General features: G+C 67.3%; 18 protein-coding genes, 1 tRNA gene and 3 pseudogenes. 14 read left to right on the plus strand and 8 right to left on the minus strand.

Features of this window, described 5'->3' with window-relative positions; genetic code table 11:
* The first annotated feature begins 47 nt into the window (after window positions 1-47).
* Window positions 48-758 carry a GAF and ANTAR domain-containing protein gene (locus tag QSK36_RS20125; RefSeq protein ID WP_183541351.1) on the plus strand — a complete coding sequence of 237 codons (711 nt, stop codon included), beginning with the start codon at window positions 48-50 and terminating at the stop codon, window positions 756-758.
* An 84-nt stretch (window positions 759-842) separates the two neighbouring features.
* Here the strand turns inward: QSK36_RS20125 and QSK36_RS20130 are convergent, their stop codons facing one another.
* Complete coding sequence (locus QSK36_RS20130; RefSeq protein ID WP_285783476.1) at window positions 843-1199, minus strand: STAS domain-containing protein; 357 nt, start codon at window positions 1197-1199, stop codon at window positions 843-845.
* Window positions 1200-1385: 186 nt separating this feature from the next.
* Here QSK36_RS20130 and QSK36_RS20135 point away from each other — a divergent pair, with 186 nt between their 5' ends.
* The 3 genes from QSK36_RS20135 (at window position 1386) to QSK36_RS20145 (ending at window position 4016) form a co-directional block, all read left to right on the plus strand.
* Entirely contained in the window at window positions 1386-2165 is a 780-nt protein-coding gene (locus QSK36_RS20135; protein ID WP_139574223.1) for a SigB/SigF/SigG family RNA polymerase sigma factor, read from the plus strand.
* A gap of 120 nt (window positions 2166-2285) precedes the next feature.
* Window positions 2286-2702, plus strand: coding sequence for an ATP-binding protein (locus QSK36_RS20140; RefSeq protein ID WP_285783477.1), 417 nt, complete (start codon window positions 2286-2288; stop codon window positions 2700-2702).
* A gap of 15 nt (window positions 2703-2717) precedes the next feature.
* Complete coding sequence (locus tag QSK36_RS20145) at window positions 2718-4016, plus strand: NAD(P)/FAD-dependent oxidoreductase (protein ID WP_183541355.1); 1299 nt, start codon at window positions 2718-2720, stop codon at window positions 4014-4016.
* Window positions 4017-4062: 46 nt separating this feature from the next.
* Here the strand turns inward: QSK36_RS20145 and QSK36_RS20150 are convergent, their stop codons facing one another.
* From QSK36_RS20150 to QSK36_RS20175, 6 genes are all read right to left on the minus strand, one after another.
* Window positions 4063-6060: an ABC transporter ATP-binding protein gene (locus QSK36_RS20150; RefSeq protein ID WP_285783478.1), complete on the minus strand. Its 1998-nt coding sequence runs from the start codon at window positions 6058-6060 to the stop codon at window positions 4063-4065.
* On the minus strand, window positions 6057-7790 hold the full coding sequence (locus QSK36_RS20155) for an ABC transporter ATP-binding protein (RefSeq protein ID WP_285783479.1): 1734 nt from the start codon (window positions 7788-7790) through the stop codon (window positions 6057-6059). Before QSK36_RS20155 ends, QSK36_RS20150 begins: the two co-directional genes overlap by 4 nt.
* Window positions 7791-7942: 152 nt before the next feature.
* A complete protein-coding gene (locus QSK36_RS20160) occupies window positions 7943-8404 on the minus strand; it encodes a CBS domain-containing protein (protein WP_183541360.1) in 462 nt (153 codons plus the stop codon).
* Between the two features lie 150 nt (window positions 8405-8554).
* Complete coding sequence (locus QSK36_RS20165) at window positions 8555-8749, minus strand: hypothetical protein (protein WP_030509495.1); 195 nt, start codon at window positions 8747-8749, stop codon at window positions 8555-8557.
* 7 nt (window positions 8750-8756) lie between these two features.
* Window positions 8757-9632: a hypothetical protein gene (locus tag QSK36_RS20170; protein ID WP_285783480.1), complete on the minus strand. Its 876-nt coding sequence runs from the start codon at window positions 9630-9632 to the stop codon at window positions 8757-8759.
* On the minus strand, window positions 9629-10270 hold the full coding sequence (locus QSK36_RS20175) for a hypothetical protein (protein WP_183541369.1): 642 nt from the start codon (window positions 10268-10270) through the stop codon (window positions 9629-9631). The genes QSK36_RS20170 and QSK36_RS20175 overlap by 4 nt, the downstream gene beginning before the upstream one ends.
* A gap of 118 nt (window positions 10271-10388) precedes the next feature.
* On the opposite strand from QSK36_RS20175, the gene QSK36_RS20180 reads away from it, so the two are divergent.
* Window positions 10389-10724 (plus strand): DUF6458 family protein, encoded by a 336-nt coding sequence (locus tag QSK36_RS20180; RefSeq protein ID WP_079319766.1) that lies wholly within the window; start codon window positions 10389-10391, stop codon window positions 10722-10724.
* Window positions 10725-10733: 9 nt separating this feature from the next.
* Here QSK36_RS20180 and QSK36_RS20185 read toward each other — a convergent pair whose 3' ends face one another.
* Window positions 10734-11168, minus strand: a complete 435-nt coding sequence (locus QSK36_RS20185) for a hypothetical protein (RefSeq protein ID WP_285783481.1) — start codon at window positions 11166-11168, stop codon at window positions 10734-10736.
* 92 nt (window positions 11169-11260) lie between these two features.
* Between QSK36_RS20185 and QSK36_RS20190 the strand changes: the two genes are divergently transcribed.
* From QSK36_RS20190 to QSK36_RS20230, 9 genes and pseudogenes are all read left to right on the plus strand, one after another.
* A tRNA-Pro gene (locus QSK36_RS20190) sits at window positions 11261-11334 on the plus strand.
* Window positions 11335-11960: 626 nt separating this feature from the next.
* Window positions 11961-12124: pseudogene (locus tag QSK36_RS20195) on the plus strand (integrase core domain-containing protein); the annotation flags it as partial.
* A 24-nt stretch (window positions 12125-12148) separates the two neighbouring features.
* Window positions 12149-12658 (plus strand): NUDIX hydrolase, encoded by a 510-nt coding sequence (locus QSK36_RS20200; RefSeq protein WP_285783482.1) that lies wholly within the window; start codon window positions 12149-12151, stop codon window positions 12656-12658.
* Between the two features lie 179 nt (window positions 12659-12837).
* Window positions 12838-13758 carry a DUF5655 domain-containing protein gene (locus tag QSK36_RS20205; protein WP_285783483.1) on the plus strand — a complete coding sequence of 307 codons (921 nt, stop codon included), beginning with the start codon at window positions 12838-12840 and terminating at the stop codon, window positions 13756-13758.
* Between the two features lie 549 nt (window positions 13759-14307).
* Window positions 14308-16971: an ATP-binding protein gene (locus QSK36_RS20210; protein WP_285783484.1), complete on the plus strand. Its 2664-nt coding sequence runs from the start codon at window positions 14308-14310 to the stop codon at window positions 16969-16971.
* Between the two features lie 42 nt (window positions 16972-17013).
* A complete protein-coding gene (locus tag QSK36_RS20215; protein WP_285783485.1) occupies window positions 17014-18345 on the plus strand; it encodes a hypothetical protein in 1332 nt (443 codons plus the stop codon).
* Between the two features lie 631 nt (window positions 18346-18976).
* On the plus strand, window positions 18977-19393 hold the full coding sequence (locus tag QSK36_RS20220; RefSeq protein WP_285783486.1) for a helix-turn-helix domain-containing protein: 417 nt from the start codon (window positions 18977-18979) through the stop codon (window positions 19391-19393).
* 82 nt (window positions 19394-19475) lie between these two features.
* Window positions 19476-19865 (plus strand): annotated as a pseudogene (locus QSK36_RS20225) (transposase); the annotation flags it as partial.
* 57 nt (window positions 19866-19922) lie between these two features.
* A pseudogene (locus QSK36_RS20230) lies at window positions 19923-20314 on the plus strand (ISAzo13-like element transposase-related protein); the annotation flags it as partial.

Genomic DNA, 20314 nt, shown 5'->3' on the forward strand with positions numbered 1-20314 from the left:
GATCCAGCCTGGATTAACCCGAAAACTATGGGAATGGTCTTTCTACCATGGAGACGACATCCATTCTCGCGCGTGACCTCGCGGCGCTGGGCCGTGTGACAGAGGGCACGTCGGCCGAGAGCGTTCTGCGCGGCATCACCGAGGCGGTCGCGCGCGGCGTCCCCGGATGCGCCGGCGGCACCGCCGAGCTGTGGATGGAGGAGCGCGTGCTGCTGGCCGCCTCCCACAGCGAGCTCACCGTGCTGATCGACCGCGAGCGCGACCTGCGCGAGGGCCCGTCGAGGGAGGCGCTGTCCACCGGGCGCCCGGTGGCGATCCCCGACGTGATGCGCGAGTCCCGCTGGTCCCGCTACGCCGCCACCGCCGTGCGGCACGGGGTGCGCTCGGTCCTCGTCGTGCCGATCGCCGTGGAAGGCGCCGTCGTGATCATCGGCCTGTACGGCGTGCGCCCCGGCGTGTTCAGCTCAGGCGGCACGCTCATGGCCCTGCTGCGCGAACAGGTCACCGTGGCGCTGGCCAACATCTGGGAGTTCGACGACGTCCTGACCGGCGCGGCGCAGATGCAGGAGGCCCTGGCGGGCCGGTCGGTGATCGACCAGGCCAAGGGCATCATCATGTCGAAGAGCGGCTGCTCCGCCGAGGAGGCGTTCGAGGAGCTCAGGCGGGTGTCGCAGCACCACCAGGTCAAGGTGGCCGACCTGGCCAAGCTCCTGGTGACCGAGCACCAGCAGAAGCACGGGGGAGCCGCCCCGGCCTGAGCGGGGCCGTACGGGCGGCCGGCGGCCGGCACGGGGTGGCAGCGGAGGGTGGCGGCGCGGGGTGGCGGCGGGGCGTGGCGAACTCTAGGCGGCGAACGCGGCCAGAGCCTCGTCGAGGGTGTCGAACAGGGGCAGCCGTTCCGACAGGCCGGTGACCCACATGACCTTGGAGTTCGGGTATTGCACGGAGATCAGCGCGAAGTTGGCGCCGGCCGTGGTCGAGCGCTGCCAGTGATGCACGATCAGGCCCAGCGCCCGGGAGTCCATGAACGTCACGCCGCCCAGGTCAAGGATCATGCCGGGACCGTGGTCGTCCGCCGCGGCGTCCAGGTAGTCCGAGAACTGCTCACGTGTCGTGGCGTCGAGGACACCGTTCACATGGATCACCACGATGTCCCCCGCCATGCTGGACGTCAGGGACAGCAGTCCGTTGTTAGACACCTCGCGCCTCCTCTGCGGCAACATTACTGGTGCCGAAGGGGTGGTGATACTCCTGATTTTGGGGCAATATACTGAAGCAGAGGTCCAGCAGAGGGCCTCGTCTCGATACTGTAGCGAGGCGTGCCTTCTGCGTGGTCACCCCAGCGCGTAGGCGCCCTCGCGAGAAAATACGAGGGGACTGCGCAGATGGCTGCCGAGGTCCGTGCAGAGACCGTCAGCAATCCGACCGCCGAAGAGCTCCTGGCCGAGCTGGCCGAGGACGGACTGTCCGAGGAGCGGCGGGAACGCCTCCGTGAGAAGATCGTAGAAATGCACCGTCCGATGGCGAGGGACATCGCCCGGCGGTACCTCAACCGTGGCGAGCCTATGGAAGACCTCCTCCAGGCCGCGTACGTCGGCCTCATGAAGGCCATCAACGGCTTCGACCCCACCCTGGGCCACAGCTTCCGCGGGTACGCCATGGTCACCATGACGGGCGAGGTCAAGCGGCACTTCCGAGACCGCACCTGGGCCGTCCGGGTGCCCCGCCTCTACCAGGAGCGCCGGGCCGAGCTCAACCGGCACGTCGCCGACATGACCCAGGAGCTGGGCCGGTTCCCCACCGTCGCCGAGCTCGCCAAGAAGATGGGTCTGTCGGAGGAGGACATGCTCCTCACCATGGACGCCTCCGCGGCGTACAGCACCCTCTCCCTGGACGCGCCGATCGGGGCCGACGACGACGCCGCCGCCCTCGGCGACGTGATCCCCGAAGAGGACGACGCACTCGACACCCTGGTGGACGCCGAGGCGCTGAAGCCTCTCATCGACCTCCTCCCCGAGCGGGAGAAGAACATCCTCCTGCTGCGTTTCTACGGCAACATGACGCAGGCCGAGATCGCGGCGGAGTTCGGCATATCGCAGATGCACGTCTCACGGATCCTCCGCAAGACCCTCGACCAGCTCCGGGCGGAGCTCGTCGCGGGATGAGAGGATGCGACGATGCCCGGGACACCGTCTGTGCCAAGGCGGTGTCCCGGGGTATCTTCGTCCTGCCCACAGCCCATAGATCCTGAGACGGCCAGATTTCCGGCGGGAGGCGTGTACCGGGTGAAAGATGACGGCGTTCCCGCGCACGTCACCAGAGCGGCGAGGGAGCGTGCCTTCTCCTTAGCCGATCTGCCCGATCTGCGGGAGTTCGCCGCCGCCGAGGCGCTGCGTCGCGACATGCGGGAGGACGCGATCGGCGACTTCCTCGTCGCGCTCAACGAGGTCGCCACCAACGCGGTCACCCACGGGTCGACCAAGGCGCGGCTGGGCATCTGGCGTGACGGGCCGGCCCTGGTGGTCGCCGTGCACGACGACGGCCGGGAGTGGCGTCTCGAGGGCGAGCCGGGCCACGACCCGCCTCCGGAGGACGCGACCAGCGGCATGGGGCTCTGGGTCGCGCGCATGTTGAGCAACGACCTCCAGGTCACCACCGGTCCCAGGGGGACCACGGTGACGATGCGTTTCCTCCTTGAGTAGGGGTAGGGGACAGCCATGGCTGTCCCACGGATTCTGATCGTCGGCGGCGGATACGTCGGCATGTACACAGCACTCCGCCTGCAACGCAGGCTCCGCCGCGGCGAGGCACTCGTGACCGTCGCGGACCTCGACTCCTACATGACCTACCAGCCCTTCCTGCCGGAGGCGGCCGCGGGGAACATCGAGGCGCGGCACGTCGTCGTCCCGCTCAGGCGGGTGCTGAACAAGTGCCAGATCCTCAGCGGGCGGGTCACCCAGGTGCGGCTGGGCGACCGCAAGGCGGAGTTCACCCCGCACGAGGGGCCCGACCTCACCATCGAATACGACTACCTGGTCGTCGCGCCGGGCTCGATCTCACGGCTGCTTCCGGTGCCCGGCCTGGCCGAGCACGGCATCGGCTTCAAGACCATCGAAGAGGCCATCGCCCTGCGCAACCACGTGCTCGGTTGCCTCGACATCGCCGCGTCCACGCCGGACGCGGAGGTCCGCCGCAAGGCCCTCACCTTCGTCTTCGTCGGCGGCGGCTACGCCGGCGTGGAGGCCCTGGCCGAGCTGGAGGACATGGCGGCGGGCGCGCTCAAGTACTTCGCCGGGCTGCGCCGCGAGGACATGCGCTGGATCCTCGTCGAGGCCACCGACCGCATCCTGCCCGAGGTCGGCCCGGACATGGGCAAGTGGACGGCCCTGCAGCTGCGCGAGCGGGGCATCGAGATCCGCATGGGCACGCTGCTGAAGTCCGCGGAGGGCTGCCGCATCGTGCTGAGCGACGGCGAGGAGTTCGACGCCGACACCCTCGTCTGGACGGCCGGCGTCAAGCCCAACCCGCTGGTCGGCGCGGGCGACCTGCCACTGGACAAGAGGAGCAGGATCAGGGTCGATCCCTACCTGCGCGTGCACGGCACCGACTTCGCCTTCGCCGCGGGCGACTCCGCCGCCGTCCCCGACCTCACCCGGCCGGGCGAGTTCTGCCCGCCCAACGCCCAGCACGCCGTACGGCAGGCCAAGACGCTGGCCGACAACCTGCTCGCGGCGCTGCGGGGGGAGGCCCAGCGGCCGTACCGGCACAAGTACGCGGGGTCGGTGGCGAGCCTGGGACTCTACAAGGGGGTCGCGCAGATCTACGGCCGGGAGCTTCGCGGCTTCCCCGCCTGGCTGATGCACCGCACCTATCACCTGACGCGGATGCCGACCTTCAACAAGAAGACCCGGATCCTCATGGACTGGACGCTCGGGCTGTTCTTCCCCCGGGAGATCGTCTCCCTGGGGGCCATCGAGGAGCCGCGCAAGGAGTTCACCCTGTCCGCCCGCTCGTGACCCGCAGTGGGGGAGCGCCGCGTGACCCGAGGCCACGCGGCACTCCTCAGCCCACTTCCGTGGGGGTGTCGTCGCCGGCCAGGGCACCGGCGAATTGGGCCGAGTAGAGCCGGTGGTAGGCGCCCCGGGTGGCGAGCAGTTCGTCGTGGGTGCCGTGCTCGACGATGCTCCCGGCCTCCATCACCAGGATGAGGTCGGCGTCGCGGATGGTGGACAGCCGGTGGGCGATGACGAAGCTGGTCCTGTCGCTGCGCAGCGCGGCCATCGCGTGCTGCACCAGGACCTCGGTGCGGGTGTCGACCGAGCTGGTCGCCTCGTCCAGGATGAGCAGGGACGGGTTGGCGAGGAAGGCGCGGGCGATGGTCAGCAGCTGCTTCTCGCCGGCGCTGATGTTGCCGCCCTCCTCGTCGATCACGGTGTCGTACCCGTCCGGAAGGGTGCGGACGAACCGGTCGACGTACGTCGCCCGTGCCGCCGCCTGGATCTCCTCCTCGGTGGCCCTGGGGTTGCCGTAGGCGATGTTGTCGCGGATCGTCCCGCCGAACAGCCAGGTGTCCTGGAGCACCATGCCGATCTGGGAGCGCAGGTCCTCGCGTCGCATCGCCGTGATGTCGACGCCGTCGAGGGTGATGCGGCCCGCGTCCAGCTCGTAGAAGCGCATGATCAGGTTGACCAGCGTGGTCTTCCCCGCGCCGGTCGGACCGACGATCGCGATCGTGTGCCCGGGCTCGGCCACCAGCGACAGGTCCTCGATGAGGGGCTGCTCGGGGTCGTACCTGAAGGACACGTGCTCGAACTCGACGCGCCCCCGCCGGGTGGCGGGCAGCACCGGGTCGGCGGGGTCGGGCTTCTGCTCCTCGGCGTCCAGCAGCTCGAAGACCCGCTCGGCTGAGGCCACCCCCGACTGCAGCAGGTTGGCCATCGAGGCGACCTGGGTCAGCGGCTGGGTGAACTGCCGGGAGTACTGGATGAACGCCTGGACGTCGCCCAGGCTCATCGACCCGCCGGCCACCCGTACGGCGCCGACGACCGCGATGGCGACGTAGTTGAGGTTCCCGATGAACATCATCGAGGGCATGATGATCCCGGAGATGAACTGCGCGCCGAAGCTCGCCGTGTACAGGGCCTCGTTCCGCTCCCGGAACACCTGCTCGACCTCCGGGCCCCGCCCGAAGACCTTCACGAGCTCGTGGCCGGTGAACGCCTCCTCGATGTGGGCGTTCAGCGTGCCGGTGTGGGCCCACTGGGCGACGAACTGCTTCTGCGAGCGCTTGGCGATCTGCCCGGTGACGATCATCGTGACCGGGATCGTCACCAGCGCGATCACCGCGAGCAGCGGCGAGATCACGAACATCATGACCAGCACGCCGATCACGGTGAGCAGCGAGCTCAGCAGCTGGCTCAGCGTCTGCTGCAGGGTCTGGGACACGTTGTCGATGTCGTTGGTGACCCGGCTGAGCAGCTCGCCGCGCGGCTGGCCGTCGAAGAACTTCAGCGGGAGCCGGTGCAGTTTGTCCTCGACGTCGGCCCGGAGGCGGAACACCGTGCGCTGCGTCACGTCGTTGAGCAGCCGGCCCTGCAGCCACATGAACAGCGACGCCGCGACGTACAGCCCCAGCACCCAGGCCAGGACCGTGGCCAGCGCGCCGAAGTCGATGCCGTGACCGGGAACGACGTCCATCCCTGAGAGCATGTCGGCGAAGTCGCCGTGGCCCGAGGCGCGCAGGCCCTGCACGGCCTGCTCCTTGGTCGTTCCCGCGGGCAGCCGTCCGCCGATCACACCACTGAAGATCACGTCGGTCGCGCGGCCGAGCAGCTTCGGCCCGATGACGGAGAACACCACGCTGATCACGGCGAGGCCGATCACGGCCAGGATCCTCGGCCGTTCCGGGCTCAACCGGCGCAGCAGCCGCCGGACGGAGGGGCCGAAGTTCATCGACTTCTCCGCCGGCATCTGCCCGCCGCCGAAGGGCCCGAAACCGCCGCCTCCGGCGGGCCGCGGTCGTGCCGGTGCTGTGGGCCGTGCCGTGGGCCGGTCGCTCATACCGCACTCCCCGCGGTCAGTTGGGACTCGACGATCTCGACGTACGTCGGGCAGGAACCGAGCAGCTCGTCATGGGTGCCGATGCCGACGACGACGCCGTCGTCCAGGACGACGATCTGGTCGGCGTCGGCGATGGTGGAGACCCGCTGGGCGACGATCACCACGGCGGCGTCGGCCGTGTACGGGCGCAGAGCGGCGCGCAGCCTGGCGTCGGTGGTGAGGTCGAGTGCCGAGAACGAGTCGTCGAACAGATAGATCTCGGGTTTGGCGACCAGCGCGCGGGCGATGGACAGGCGCTGGCGCTGCCCCCCGGACACGTTCGTGCCGCCCTGGGAGATCGGCGCCTGCAGGCCCTCGGGCATCGCCTCGACGAAGTCGCGGGCCTGGGCGATCTCCAGCGCCTCCCACAGCTCCTCGTCGGTGGCGACCGGGTTGCCGTACCGCAGGTTGCTCGCCACGGTGCCGGTGAACAGATACGGCTTCTGCGGCACCAGGCCGATGCGCGTCCAGAGCATCTGGGGGTCGAGGTCGCGTACGTCGGCACCGTCGATCAGCACGGCGCCGGACGTCGCGTCGAACAGCCGGGGCACCAGGGAGACCAGGGTCGTCTTCCCCGACCCGGTGCTGCCGATGACCGCGGTGGTCTGTCCCGCGGCCACGCGGAAGGAGACACCGGACAACACCGGCGCCTCCGCGCCCGGATAGCGGAACTCGACGTCACGCAGCTCCAGCTCGGCCCGGCGGTCCACCTGCCGTACGGGATGCTCGGGCGGGCGCACCGACGACTCGGTGTCCAGCACCTCGGCGATGCGCTCCGCGCAGACCGCGGCGCGCGGGATCATGATCGAGATGAAGGTGGCCATCATCATCGACATGAGGATCTGCATCAGGTACATGAGGAACGCGGTGAGGGCGCCCACCTGCATCTCACCGCTGTCCACCCGGGCGGCGCCGAACCACAGCACGGCGACGCTGGAGGCGTTGAGGATCAGCATCACGGTGGGGAAGATGAGCGCGGTCAGCCGCCCGACGCGCAGCGCCGTCCCGGTCAGCTCGTCGTTCGCCTGCGCGAACCGGCGGGTCTCCTCACGCTCCCGGACGAAGGCCCGCACCACGCGGATGCCGGAAAGCTGCTCGCGGAGCACCTGGTTCACCACGTCGATGCGGGTCTGCATGGCGCGGAACTGCGGGACCATGCGGAAGACGATCAGCCCGATCGAGACCAGCAGCACCGGGACGCAGACCAGCATGAGCCACGACAGCCCGACGTCCTGACGCAGGGCCATGATGATGCCGCCGACCCCCATGATGGGCGCCGCGACCAGCATCGTGCAGGTCATCACCACGAGCATCTGGATCTGCTGCACGTCGTTGGTGTTGCGGGTGATCAGCGACGGAGCCCCGAACGCGGCGACCTCCCGCTGGGAGAACCCGCTCACGCGGTGGAAGAGCGCCGACCGGACGTCCCGGCCGAACCCCGCCGCCACCCGGGCACCGTGATAGACCGCCGCGATCGAGCAGGCGATCTGCACGAGGGACACGGTCAGCATCCAGCCGCCGGTGGCCAGGATGTAGCCGGTGTCGCCGGTGGCCACCCCCTGGTCGATGATGTCGGCGTTCAGGCTGGGCAGGTACAGGGAGGCGATGGTGCCGACGAGCTGGAACAGCACCACCGCCGTGAGCGCGGGCGAGTAGGGCCGCAGATACGTGCGGAGCAGACGGCTCAGCACGGTCGTGGTCCAGGGGAGCGTCGCGGGGAGGGCAAAATCATGCGGAACACGCTATATGAGCAGCTAGCTCACTCACCCATGATTTTCAGCAGGAGCGAACAGGGCACCCGCGTCCGCCCTCCTGCGCGGGTGACAGGGCCGTACGAGGGCCGTCAGGCGGGGGCGGGAGCGTGGCCGGATGTGTGCTCGGGATCGAGCCCGCCGATGGTGATATCGGGGGTGAGGTCGGCGGCGTGACCGGGGGTGAGGTCGCGGGTGAGGTCGGCCAGGGCGACGACGCCGACCGGGCGGCCGTCCACGACCACCGGAAGCTGGTGCACGTCCTTCTCGCGCATCAGCCGCGCCGCCTCGGCCACGTCCTGGTCGGGGCCGACGGTCACCACGTCGCAGGTGCACAGCGTCGCCAGCGGGGTGGTGGCGAGGTCCCTGCCCTCCGCGACCGCGCGTACGACGATGTCCCGGTCGGTCACCAGCCCGCACAGCCGGCCGTCCCCGATCACCAGCACGTCGCCGATCCCGCGGTCGCGCATCAGCTTGGCGGCCTTGACCACCGAGGCCTCCTCCGGCAGCGTGACCGGATCGCGCGTCATGACCTCTTCCACCTTGTGGGGCATCTCGGTCTCCTGAGGGGCCGGTGGGGCGGATTCTTGCGGTTATACGGTTTATACGGTTATACGGCTCTGCGGTCTCGCGGGAGGTGCGCTCCCACGAGACCGCTTCGCGTTTTCAGGAACGTTGTTTTGGGAGACGTTCGGGTCGCGGGGTCAGCGACGGACGCGTCCGCCGCGCCAGCCGCCGCGCCAGGAGTTCACCCCGGCGGTGCCGACGCCGGCCTGGTGCAGAGACAGCAGGCACAGGCCGAGGGCGAGCAGCGCGGTCAGGCCGATGCCGATGCTCGCGTTGAGAAGGTCGAGGAGGAAGGCGATCCCGAAGACGACCGCCGCGGCGATGGCGAGCATTGTTACCTCACTTCCGGGTCAGGTGGGCCAGTAACGCGTGGTACTCGTGCAGGGCCAGGCGCAGCGCCTCGGTGTCGCCCCGCTCGTTGTCCTTCCACTGGTCGAGCAGCGACTGCCGGCGGCTGGTGAGGGCCGACAGGGCCTCCTCCACGAGCGCGTCCGCCTGCTCGACCGACTGACGGGGATCGTCGACGAAGCCCGTCTTGATCTCGCGCCACCGGCTGTCCAGCGCCTCGTCCAGGACGGACGCCGCGCCGGAGGCGGCGGTGGTGGTCGTGACGGGGTAGGCCACCGGGCCGTCGACGGTGGCGCCGGTAGTGGCGGCCGTGGTGGCGTCGCCGGCGGGCACACCGTCCCGGGCATAGCCGGTGCCGTCCGTCTCAGGGTCGCGGTGCGCGTCGTCGCCGTAGATGTCGTACGCGCCGGTCGTGGCGTCGTCGGACGGACCCGCCTGGGTGCCGGGCTCGGTGTAGTCGTCCGTACGGCGGCCCGCGACGAGGCGGTCGCCCTCGGCCGTGTGCCTGCCGCCGGTCTGGGGCGACGTGAGGACGTCGTCGCCCGCCTGGCCGTACGGCTGGCGGAAGCGGGAGCCGTCGCCGTCCGCGTCGGTCGTTCCGTCCGTCTGCGCGTCACCGCCGGTTTCCGGTGTCGTGTCCCGCGGGTACGCGCGGTCGCCGGCGTCGCGTGCCGTGCCGTCCGCGTAGCCGGCGGTGTACGCGTCGCTGGGGGAGTAGACCGGACCGGGACCCTCGTGCTCGTCCCGCCCGGCGTCCGCGACAGCCCTCTCTCTGCGTGCCTCCTCCTCGAGGGGCTCGGGGGTCTCGGGGGTCGGCTGCTCGGCGACGTTGTCGCGCTCGTCGTACCTGTTCGTCCGCATGGTCATCGCCCCGCCTTCCGTACGTCCGCGTGGTAGCCGTTCGCCGAGGCGCCGTCGTAGCCGTCGGTGGTGTAGGCGGCACCGTTGACGTGGTCGTTCAGAGCAACGTCGGCGCCGTCGCCGAGAAGCTCCTGGAACAGCGCGCGGTAGTGGACCATCGCCTGGCGGAGTTCCTCCGTGGTGGCCTCCTGCCGGGCGGCGCGGCTGCTGATGTCGTGGGCATTGCGGTAGTGGTCGAGCGTGGCGGCGTGGGCCACCGACAGGTCGCTCAGACGCTGCTCGAACTCGTCCGTGGGATAGCCGCGCTCGGCCATCACCGCGGTGACCAGCGCGTCCGCCTCGGTCACGGCGAAGCCGGGAGCGTCCACGAAGCGCTCCTGCACCTCGGCCCACTTCCTCGCGTACCGTTCCCGGGTCTGCGGGTCGAGCGGGCGGATGTCCAGCTTGGCGTGGCGCTCCTCGCGGGCGAGCAGTTCCTGCTCGGCCTCTTTACGGCTGTCGCTCTCCCGCACCGCCCGTTCGTACTCGGGTCCGAAACGGTCCTGCAGGTGGCGCCTGCGGTTGCGTGCCGACACAAGGTAGCCGACTGCCAGGATCACCAGCACGGCGACGATCACGACGGCCACCCATGCTACGGCGGTCATATCTGCCTCCAGGGGTGAGTGCGTTGTTCATCCGCACTGCCCGGGAAAGCGGTCTTCACGCCTTGCGTAATCGCGGATTCTGCGGGTAAAGGGCGGTTGACCAGCAGAGGAGGTAGCCATGGGCTTCGGGGCCAGTCTCGCCTTCATCGCGGTCGGCGCGGTTCTCGCGTTCGCCGTCAAATGGGACGTTCCTGGAATCGACCTTCAAATGATCGGCTGGATTCTCATGGCCGTGGGGGTCGTCGGCATGGTGTTGACCGGTCGCTACACCCGGCGCCCGCGGACCGAGGAGACGGTGGAGACCATCGAGCCGGACACGATGTACACCGTGGACCCGGCGGCCGAGCCGCACGTCCACGTCCAGGAGACCGAGTCGCACACCGCCGTCCATCCGGGCGAGCGCCACGTGCACGTACGCGAGGAGACCACGCCCCTGCCGCGCGACGGTGTGTGAGCCGTACGGTCAGGGACCGGTGCCCGCCGCGTCCGCGGCTTCGCGGGCCTCGGCGAGGACCCGGGCGACGTGTGAGTCGTCCCCGGCGGGCACCTCGTGGAAGCCCCGCTCGGGGTCGTAGGCGATGTCGAGCCCGTTGTCGACCAGCCGGTTCGCCCACCGCAGGGCGGTATTGAGCCTGTCCTTGGGGATCCGGCGGCCCTGGGCCGCGGCGGAGAGGTTCCGCAGGTTGGTGGCGGGGCCGCTCTGGCCGTGCTCGCGCCGGAGCTTCCACGGCAGGGCACGGCTGTGGTCCGTCATCGGCTTGGACAGGCCGGCGGCTCGCTTCGCCTGCAGGATGCCCGACTCGGTGACACCGAAGTGCTCGGCGAGACGGGCGTTGGGCCACCCTTCGGCGGCCAGCCGGACGAGTTCTTCCTGGTCGATGCGCGCCTTCCTCCCCATGATCGCCAGCCTAGGCCCACTGGCGCGGTTCGTGTACGCACGAGGGCGGAAACTGCGCTAAGGTTTGGGTGTGCCCGGGGAGACCAGGGCAACGGGACGTAGCGCAGTTTGGCAGCGCACTTGACTGGGGGTCAAGGGGTCGTGGGTTCAAATCCCGCCGTCCCGACACTGTTTTAGCAGATCAGAGGCCTGATCACTCTCCAAGTGATCAGGCTCTTTTGATGTCTGACCGTCGTTTGACCGTGAAGCTGGACGTGCCGACCACTCCCGACCGGTACCCCTCAATACCGGAGCTGACCAGGGGATCCACGGTCAACGAGACTGCTCCAGCCCGGTGTGTTCAAATGAACCGCCCCACCCGGCGCCGCCAGGGTTGCCCGTTTTCGCCGGCGGCGCGGAGCGTCGCGATGGGCGATCGGGGACGCAGCGGTTCACGGGCCTGATATGGCAATGTGGCCAACCGGGCGGGGCCAGACCGGGTCCAACTGCATGAGACCTCAGAACGGAGAGGATCATCCAGACCCGACCAGACCGATGGCAAGGAAGTTGACCGGCCTCGCCCTGGCGATACTGACGATCTTCGCGGTCGCCGCGCCCGCGCACGCGGACCCGGCGTACGCCCAGTCGGTCGCGCACGCCCAGCCCCGGCACTCGATCCGCTGCGCCTCGCTCGACGCTTGCACCACCAAGGAGGGCTCCTCGGTGCCCTGCAGGTCCTCGCCGCTCGACCTGATCGACGGCACCCACATGCGGCTCAAGGACGCGATGGTGAAGGCGCTCGGCGCCAAGGGTAACCGCACCCTGCAGACCGCGTGGGAGGCCTACCGCCAGCTCTTCACCAGCAACACCCAACGCGCCCAAGCCCTGCAACATGGCTGGAGTACTACAACACCCGACGACGTCCCACCGCACTGGACGGCCTACCACCGATCAGCCGACTGTCACCAACGCCATGACCGGGTATACCTAGGATCGGCAGAGTGACCGTCCCCGCCATGCGGGCCAGCGCCCGCGTTTTGCTGGTCGACCGCGACGACCGGCTCCTGCTGTTCCGTTTCCGTGCCTCCGACGATTTGCCCGCCTCCCACTTCTGGGCCACGCCCGGCGGTGGTGTCGACGACGAAGAGACCCTTTCTCAGGCGGCGGTGCGTGAACTCTTTGAGGAGACCGGTCACATCCTGGCTCCGCAGCGGCTGGGCCCGGTGGTGGCCGTCTCTTCTGGTCCTGCCCGATTCGGCGAGCTCACCCTGCACGCTGTCGATTCGTTCTTCTTCACCCGCGTCGACCGTCTGACCTTGGCTCCCTCCGGCCTCGAAGCTCACGAACGCGAGGCGATTGCCGCACACCGCTGGTGGACTGTCCAGGAGCTTCAAACCACCTCCGACCTCGTCTTCCCCGTCGGCATCGGCGCGCTTTTGCCCCGGCTGCTTGCCGGTGACCTCCCCTCCGAACCGGTGCGCCTGCCCTGGCGGCCGGCCACCGCCCAGTGAGGTCCCCGAGCCAGAGGCATCCGGTATCGCGTGCTCACCTGCTCCGGAACGCGCTGTCAGCTCAGGCTGCCCTGAACCTGCCGCAACCGGTAGCGATCCAGGGGTGCTCTCATCACATAGTCAAAGCACAGGTGCAGCTTTGGAAATCAGGAGACGGCTGTGCTAGGTAGCCTTGTCACGTGAGCGATCTGAAGCTGTTCCGGATTCAAGACGGCAAGGCAGCTGAGCTGCAAGGGAACGCCTTCGCCGTCGAGGTATCGTTACAGCGCCTGATCGAGAACAACATGGAGACGCTGTTCGGCGTACGGTTCCTGGAGACGGAGTACTCCACCGGGACCAAACATCGCGGCCGCATCGACTCACTCGGCATCGACGAGAACGGCTCTCCGGTCATCTTCGAGTACAAGCGCGCCAGCAACGAGAACGTCATCAACCAAGGGCTTTTCTACTTGGACTGGCTCCTTGACCATCGAGGCGAGTTCGAACTGCTGGTCATGCGGAAGCTCGGGACGCAGGCCGCAGAGGAGATCGACTGGAGCAACCCCCGGCTCGTGTGCGTCGCCGGCGACTTCAACCGCTATGACGAGCACGCGATCATGCAAATGAACCGGTCGATCGAGCTGATCCGATACCGGGACTTCGATAGTGAGTTGCTCGCTCTTGAGCTGGTCGCGTCCCGCAGTGGCGCGGGCGGGTCCGGGGACAACTCGCCGTCGAAGACCGGCGGCAAAGCACCGACGCAGTACAAGACCGTGACCGAATCCCTCGCGCAAGCACCGCAGCCGCTCGCCGACCTGTACGGCCAACTGGAGGCTTTCATCGAGGGGTTGGGGGACGACGTCACCAAGAAGGTCCTGAAGTTGTACTTCGCCTTCCGCCGGATCAAAAACTTCGCATGTGTCGAAATCCACCCCAAATCCCAGGCAATTCTGGTCTTCGTGAAGGTCGATCCGGACAGTATCGAACTGGAGGAGGGCTTCAGCCGCGACGTCCGGAACATCGGCCATTTCGGCACCGGTGACCTGGAGCTTCGCATCCGCACCCACAACGATCTGGAAAAGGCGTTCCCCCTGATCCAGCTCAGCTATGGAATAAGCTGACCTTTTCGGAAGGTAACCGGTAATTTGCCTTCGCCGTCCAGGTGGCCGCGGTCGCTATGTCGGGTACCGAACCCTGTAGCGCCGATCTCACCCCCGAACGCCCGTTGATCATTCTCCGTTCTAGTCGTATACGTCGCACCGCGGCCGCTTCCGCAAAGGCTGCTAAGCACCGGCTTGACCTACAGGAGATTTGGCCGAGTCAGCCTGCCGCTGGGCGAGGGCAACCGTACTGGCACCCGCCGCCGCGGCGGCGCAGGTGCGATCAGATTAAATCGCAACCCGATTCCTCGATTATGGTGGAGCACCAATTAGAAGAGTCGAGGTCATCGCCCATCCGTCCATGAAAACAGCTTCCCGGCGTTGATCGACAGGGTAGTGGTAAGTCCTGTTGATATCAGGTCGAGCATCCGTAAGATGCGGGGAGACCAGAGATCGCCTAGAGAGCCGAACCCACGTGACTCGATCCGCTGGCAATACCGGCCATGAGAGGTCGGCACGTTGACTTCGACGCAGCGTTTCCGGCATGTCATACCTTTTATCGCCGCCCTGGTGACTGCGATAGCGGTCTTCGCGGGCATCGTGGCCGGGGTCAACGACGGCGACGGCTTGGGGCAGGAGCAGTTCATCTTCGCGATAGTCGCGTCGATGCTGTCTGGCGGTATCGCCTTCTGGCAGGTGAAGGACCAGGTCGGGAAGCAGCGGCAGGAGTTACCGACAGCGAACGGCACACATCTTCCCCAGGCAGGACGGCTGTACCAGCTTCCACCCGATATCGAGGACTTCACTGGCCGGGCAGAGGACGCCGCCGAACTCGCGCGGCTGCTCATCTCTCGGAAAGCTGACACGGCGGTCGTCGTGACCGCCCTTTCCGGCAAGGGTGGCGTCGGCAAGACCACGCTCGCGCTGCACGTCGCGCACCGGGTCCGCAACCAGTTCCCTGACGGGCAGTTGTATGTGAACCTCCGCGGCGCCGAGGCGCAAGTGCTTGACCCCGCGGAGGTCCTCGGCCGGTTCCTCCGAGAGCTGGGCGTCGACTCGGCGAGTATTCCTGAGCACCTGGAGGACCGGGCGCGGATGTATCGCGCGCAGCTTGCCGACCGGCGGATTTTCCTCTTGCTGGATAATGCGCTCAGCGAACAGCAAATACGCCCACTGCTCCCGGGAAGCGCGAGCTGCGCCGTCCTGATCACGAGCCGGTCCCGGCTGGCTGCGCTGTCCGGAGCGCATATCCACGCCCTCGACGTGATGACCGTCGAACAGGCCCTGGATCTGCTCCGGCACATCGTCGGTAGGGCGCGGGTGGCCGCGGAACCCGAGGCCGCGAGTGAGATCGTGCGACTGTGCGGACGCCTTCCCCTCGCGCTCCGCATCGCGGGGGCCCGGCTGGCATCCCGGCAGACCGACCGGCTGGCCGGCTTCGCCGCACGACTCCGCGACGAGCAGCACCGATTGGACCTACTCAAGATTGGGGATCTGGAGGTGCGTGCCAACTTCGCACTCAGCTATCAGGGATGCGACGAGGAACTCCGACGAGCGTTCCGGTTGCTCGGTGTCCTGAAGGCTGCTGACTTCTCTGCCTGGACACTGGCTGCGCTGGCTGGCGTATCGCTGCGGGCGGCCGAGGAGATGCTGGAACGCCTTGTCGACGCCGAACTGATCGAGATCGGCGGCGAGGACCGGACGGGAATCCGGCGCTACCGCTTCCATGACCTGCTGCGTGTTTATGCTCGCGAGCGACTCGCCGAAGAGGAGAGCGAGGCGGACCGCAATAAGGCGCTGGCCCGGCTGCTGGAGTTTTACATCGCACTGGCGACCAATATCTCGGTGCTGCTCGAACCCGGCGGGTACGGCGAGCCCGCGCATGTGGACCCTGCGCTGCTCCGAGCGATCCACCGCGATCCCCGCGAGTACTTTCTCACCCACGAGACGACATTCCTTCTCGGTGTCGAACTTGCCGGTGAGGCGGAGCTATGGCGGCATGCCTGGCGACTGACCAGGGCGCTTCCCATCACATCGCTCTGGCCGTCCGACTGGTCCACCTGGGTGCGTGTGCACCTGATCGGACTAGATGCCGCGCAGCGAGACGGCAGCCGCGAGGGCGAAGCCGAGATCCGCTGCCAGATGGGCGCGATCCACCGAGCGCAGGGCAACTACGCCTCCGCCGAACAGCATCTGCGCGCATCGGCCGAGATCGCCGAGGAGATCGGCGATGAACTCAGAGGTGCGATCGCGCTGAGCGTGCTCGGTGACACTTATCGCTACACAGGCAGCCTCGATCAGGGGGTGCACTGCTTCACGCAGGCATTACACGTGTTCCGCCGACGCGACATTCCGCGGTACATCGCTTGGGCGCTCAACGGCCTTGGAGATCTCCAACGCGGACAGAGCAAGTGGCAGGAAGCGATCGACAGCTTCACTGAGTGCATTCAGATCTTCGACCAGCTAGGTGACCGGCTGGAGTCCGCTCGCGCCCGAGTACGGTTCGGCATTGTCTACCGGGATCAGTGCCTGTACGGGGAGGCAGAGCGCCTCTACCTGAACGGCCTCGGCGTGATCCGCGAGTCCGGTGATCGCCGCTGGGAAGCGCGAACGCTGCGCCAACTCGGGGTCCTGTGGCGCAACATGGGCCGTACCAAACAGGCGATCAAAGCGCTGAACGAGGCACAGGAAATCTTCGAGGAACTGGTAGACCGGCGTGGTGTCGCCGTCGTCCTCCGCAACAAGGGGGACGCTTACCGGCGCGCCGGTGACTATAAGGCGGCGCTGGAGTGCCTGGAGGACGCCCTGGCTCGCTTTCAAGAACTCGGGGATCGCCGCTGGCAGGCCCGCTCACGAATGAGCATTGCCGACACGATCCAACATGCCGCGCGGTGGGAGGAGGCGGACGCCCACCTGAAGGCCGCATCCGAAATCCTGCGGGAGATCGACGATCGTCCCGGCCAGGCCCGTGTCCTGCGTACCTTCGGCCTCTTCCATGCCGGACAGCGGCATTGGAAGCAGGCTATCGAGGCCTACCAGGAGTCGCGGATGATCTACGAGTCACTCGGCGACCGTGCCTGGGCCGGTCGAACGATGGCCGAGGAAGCGGCAGTCCATCAGGCGATGGGTGATGAGGAAACATGGCGTGACCTGCGGCAGCGGGCCGAACAGATCTGCCGTGATTGTGGTGCCCGCACCGACGACGAGGTCGGGCTCTGGCTCACGTCGTGGTGACCTGCGGATGTGACTCTGCGCGGCAGGGCAAAAGGAGAAGCAGTGGAATCTACGCGCTACGAGCAGACCCTGGCCGGGCACGACGGGCTTGCCGCCGCCATGGCTGTGGCCTCGGCGCAAGCCCGCGCCGCCGTCCCCGTGTCCTCGCCACATGAGAGAGCGATCCGAGACATAGCCACCGGAGTCGCTGCGCCCGTCCTGGTCGGCTACGTGATATGGCTGCTCCGCACGGCGCAGGACCGCCACTTGCACCGGTTGTGCTTTCTGTCCCGCGATGCCCAGGTCTTCTCCGAGATCGCCACGCGCCTGGCTCCTCGGCTAGGGATCCGGCTCCCGATGAGCTACGTGTACAGCAGCCGTCGCACGTGGAGCCTGGCTGCCTCCGACCCGTACGGGTTGGAGAAGGCCGACTGGCTGTTCAACAGCTTCATGCGCTCAAACGCGGCCGACGTGTGCGCTCGCCTCGGCCTCGACATCGAGGAATTTACGGGAACACTGGCCGCCGCCGGTGCCTCGCTCTCGCCGTCGGCCCGAGCCGACGACCCAGAGCAGAATGCGGCGTTGCGGCGGTTCGTGGCGATGCCTGAGGTAGCGGAGGCGATGCGGCCGCGTATCGAGCAGATGCGGCAACTCGTACGCGACTACGCCATCCAGGAAGGCATCGCCTCGGGGAGCACAGGCCTTGTCGATGCCGGCTGGACCGGACGGATGATCGGCGCCCTGCACTCGGTCCTGACGTCCGCCGATTTGCCCGTGCCTCAGACTTTCTTCTGGGGACACGAGCCGCGCGCATCCGGCTGGACCGATTCAGAGTTCATCACCGCGTATATATACAACACCGTTGCCGAGCCAGGAGTGCGGTGGCGAGTACCCGACGTTCCATACATCGTGGAGACATTCTGCATGGCAGACCACGCCATCGTGTCCGGCTTCGAACGTACGCCGGAGGCAGGACGGATCGAGGCGGTGCTTGAGAAGTCCAATGCGCCTGTCTTCGCGTGGGGATTCGATGTCTACCGCGCTGCGATCTACGCCTTCTGCTCGGCGCTTTCGCTTTCCCACGCCGGTGACGACATCCGCCCGGTGCTTTCGTCCCTGCTGTACGACTTCTGGATCACGCCCACAGAGGAGGAAGCCGCAGCGTGGGGGGCGTACCCCTACGACTCCGACCCCCTCGGCAGGGCCACCCTGCCGCTAGCCCGCGCTTTCACCGAGCAAGAACTGAACCCCCTACTCCACGGCGACGGCTCGTTCGAACAGGGAAACCGGGCGTGGCTGCAGGGATCCCTCGCGCTAAGCGGTCCGGCTGGAAGGCAGGCGGCCGCCATGCTGTCTCCTCAATACGCCACACTCGGCAGCCCCGCCACCGACTGACTGGTGCAACGGCGGTCCGGTGTCTTCAGGAGTTCGTGTTCCCGCTAAGGGAACAGCCCGTGGTGCGCGGCGGCGATATGTGTGAGGGCGGCTCTATCGGTCAAATAGGGTTCACCCTCATTGAGGACATCCAGGCCGCAACCGTGGCCCTGCGCACCCACGAACCCCCGTCTATGACGTCGAGAGGGTGTTTCACAGAGTATGGGCCGCTGTCGTCCTCGGGACACTGGATATTGGGATATCCCTGCTTCCTGTCTTTACTGATCAAACAACACAAGGCGTTCGAATCTCACTAATCGTCGCTGCCATCGCCCCTCTTTCAATCGACGGGCGTGAATGTGTCTAACCGTGTTGATGCAACTGTCCATAAGCTCCTATCCGAAGAAGGTCGCAACCATAAGCGATTTGATTAAGTTGGGCTCCAATTGGACGACTTGTGTGACGTCGTTGGGGATCGATGGCACCGCCCCGTAAGCACTGCTAACCGAGCACCGCTTCCAGATAGCGCTGTTTCCAGATCCCTGCGAGAGTGGAAACGGGAAACAACGGTACCGGCCTTGTCTGAGCGGCCGCTCCTGTCGCAACCTTGGGGAGTCGGCTGTTCGGCCTGGAAAGGACGGAGGTCCAGACAGTGCGACAGCCGATCCAGTTCGGACAGGAGCTTCGGAGGCTGCGAATCGCCTCAAATCTCACTTTGACCGATCTCGCGAATCGGGTCCATTACAGCAAGGGTCAGCTCAGCAAAGTGGAGCGAGGGCTCAAAGTGCCGAGTCGGGACCTCGCCCGCCTCTGCGACGCCGCGCTCAACGCCGGGGGTGCCCTGGTGAAACTCGCGCCGGCAATGCAGACCAAGGTAGCTGAGGTACGGGCAACGGAGGGCGCCGACGAGGAGGTGTGGCTGATGCAATTATCCGCGGACGGTCAGAGTTGGTTCCAGCCAATGGGCCGACGACAGGTCCTCGCCGCCGGGGTCGCATCTATCGCCGGTATGAGCATCGGCGGCACCGAGGGTGACGTCCCCTCGGGTGGTGTAACTCCAAGCTGTTGATGCAAGCCCCGGACATGGGGCGAGCCATCGTGTGACGGTCAGCGAGTTCCCGACCAAAGGTTCTCGCGGAGGACACCACACGATGGCTCTGGACCAGTCTGCCCTGCTCAACCTGCTGGAGTCTTTGAAAGCCGCTGACGCCGACGACGTCATCCGCCAAGCGCTGCAAGCCGTCCTGCAAGCGCTCATCGAGGCGGAGGCGACCGCAGTCATCGGCGCCGCGCCACACCAGCGCACCGAAGCCCGGACCGCCCAGCGCAACGGCTACCGCGACCGGCTGCTGACCACCGCCGCCGGCGACCTGGAACTGAAGATCCCCAAACTGCGGCCCGGGTCGTTCTTCCCCTCCCTGCTGGAACGCCGCCGCCGCATCGACCAGGCGCTGTTCGCCGTGGTCATGGAGGCCTACCTACAGGGGGTGTCCACCCGCAGCGTCGATGACCTGGTCAAAGCCCTCGGCGCCGAGACCGGGATCTCCAAAAGCGAGGTCTCACGCATCTGCGCCGACCTGGACAGCGAGGTGGCCGCCTTGAGCCGGCAAGGACACCGGGTCTCCGCCCCGACGGTAGGCAGGCTGCTGAAGGAGCAGGGCTTCAGCCTGCAGGCCAACGTCAAGACGCTGGAGGGCGCGCAGCATCCCGACCGGGACGTGCAGTTTCGCTATATCAACGACCGAGTCAAGGAGCATCAGAGCGCCGGGCAGCCTGTGATCAGCGTCGACACCAAGAAGAAGGAGCAGCTCGGGCAGCTGCCCAACCCCGGGCGGCAGTGGCGCCCGAAGGGCGACCCGGTCGAGGTCGAGGACCACAGCTTCTTCTTCACCGGCCCGGATGTCCCGCATGCCATCCCTTACGGCATCTACGACCTGGCCACCGACCGGGGCTGGGTCAACGTCGGAGTCGACCACGACACCTCGGCGTT

The organism is Microbispora sp. NBRC 16548 (assembly GCF_030268985.1).
Taxonomy (GTDB): domain Bacteria; phylum Actinomycetota; class Actinomycetes; order Streptosporangiales; family Streptosporangiaceae; genus Microbispora; species Microbispora catharanthi.

What these genes read in the sequence shown, in the direction of transcription:
- QSK36_RS20125 (WP_183541351.1), top strand. Translation starts at nt 48, where the DNA reads ATGGAGACGACATCCATTCTCGCGCGTGACCTCGCGGCGCTGGGCCGT.
- QSK36_RS20135 (WP_139574223.1), top strand. Translation starts at nt 1,386, where the DNA reads ATGGCTGCCGAGGTCCGTGCAGAGACCGTCAGCAATCCGACCGCCGAA.
- QSK36_RS20145 (WP_183541355.1), top strand. Translation starts at nt 2,718, where the DNA reads ATGGCTGTCCCACGGATTCTGATCGTCGGCGGCGGATACGTCGGCATG.
- QSK36_RS20150 (WP_285783478.1), bottom strand. Translation starts at nt 6,060, where the DNA reads ATGAGCGACCGGCCCACGGCACGGCCCACAGCACCGGCACGACCGCGG.
- QSK36_RS20160 (WP_183541360.1), bottom strand. Translation starts at nt 8,404, where the DNA reads ATGCCCCACAAGGTGGAAGAGGTCATGACGCGCGATCCGGTCACGCTG.
- QSK36_RS20165 (WP_030509495.1), bottom strand. Translation starts at nt 8,749, where the DNA reads ATGCTCGCCATCGCCGCGGCGGTCGTCTTCGGGATCGCCTTCCTCCTC.
- QSK36_RS20170 (WP_285783480.1), bottom strand. Translation starts at nt 9,632, where the DNA reads ATGACCATGCGGACGAACAGGTACGACGAGCGCGACAACGTCGCCGAG.
- QSK36_RS20175 (WP_183541369.1), bottom strand. Translation starts at nt 10,270, where the DNA reads ATGACCGCCGTAGCATGGGTGGCCGTCGTGATCGTCGCCGTGCTGGTG.
- QSK36_RS20180 (WP_079319766.1), top strand. Translation starts at nt 10,389, where the DNA reads ATGGGCTTCGGGGCCAGTCTCGCCTTCATCGCGGTCGGCGCGGTTCTC.
- QSK36_RS20185 (WP_285783481.1), bottom strand. Translation starts at nt 11,168, where the DNA reads ATGGGGAGGAAGGCGCGCATCGACCAGGAAGAACTCGTCCGGCTGGCC.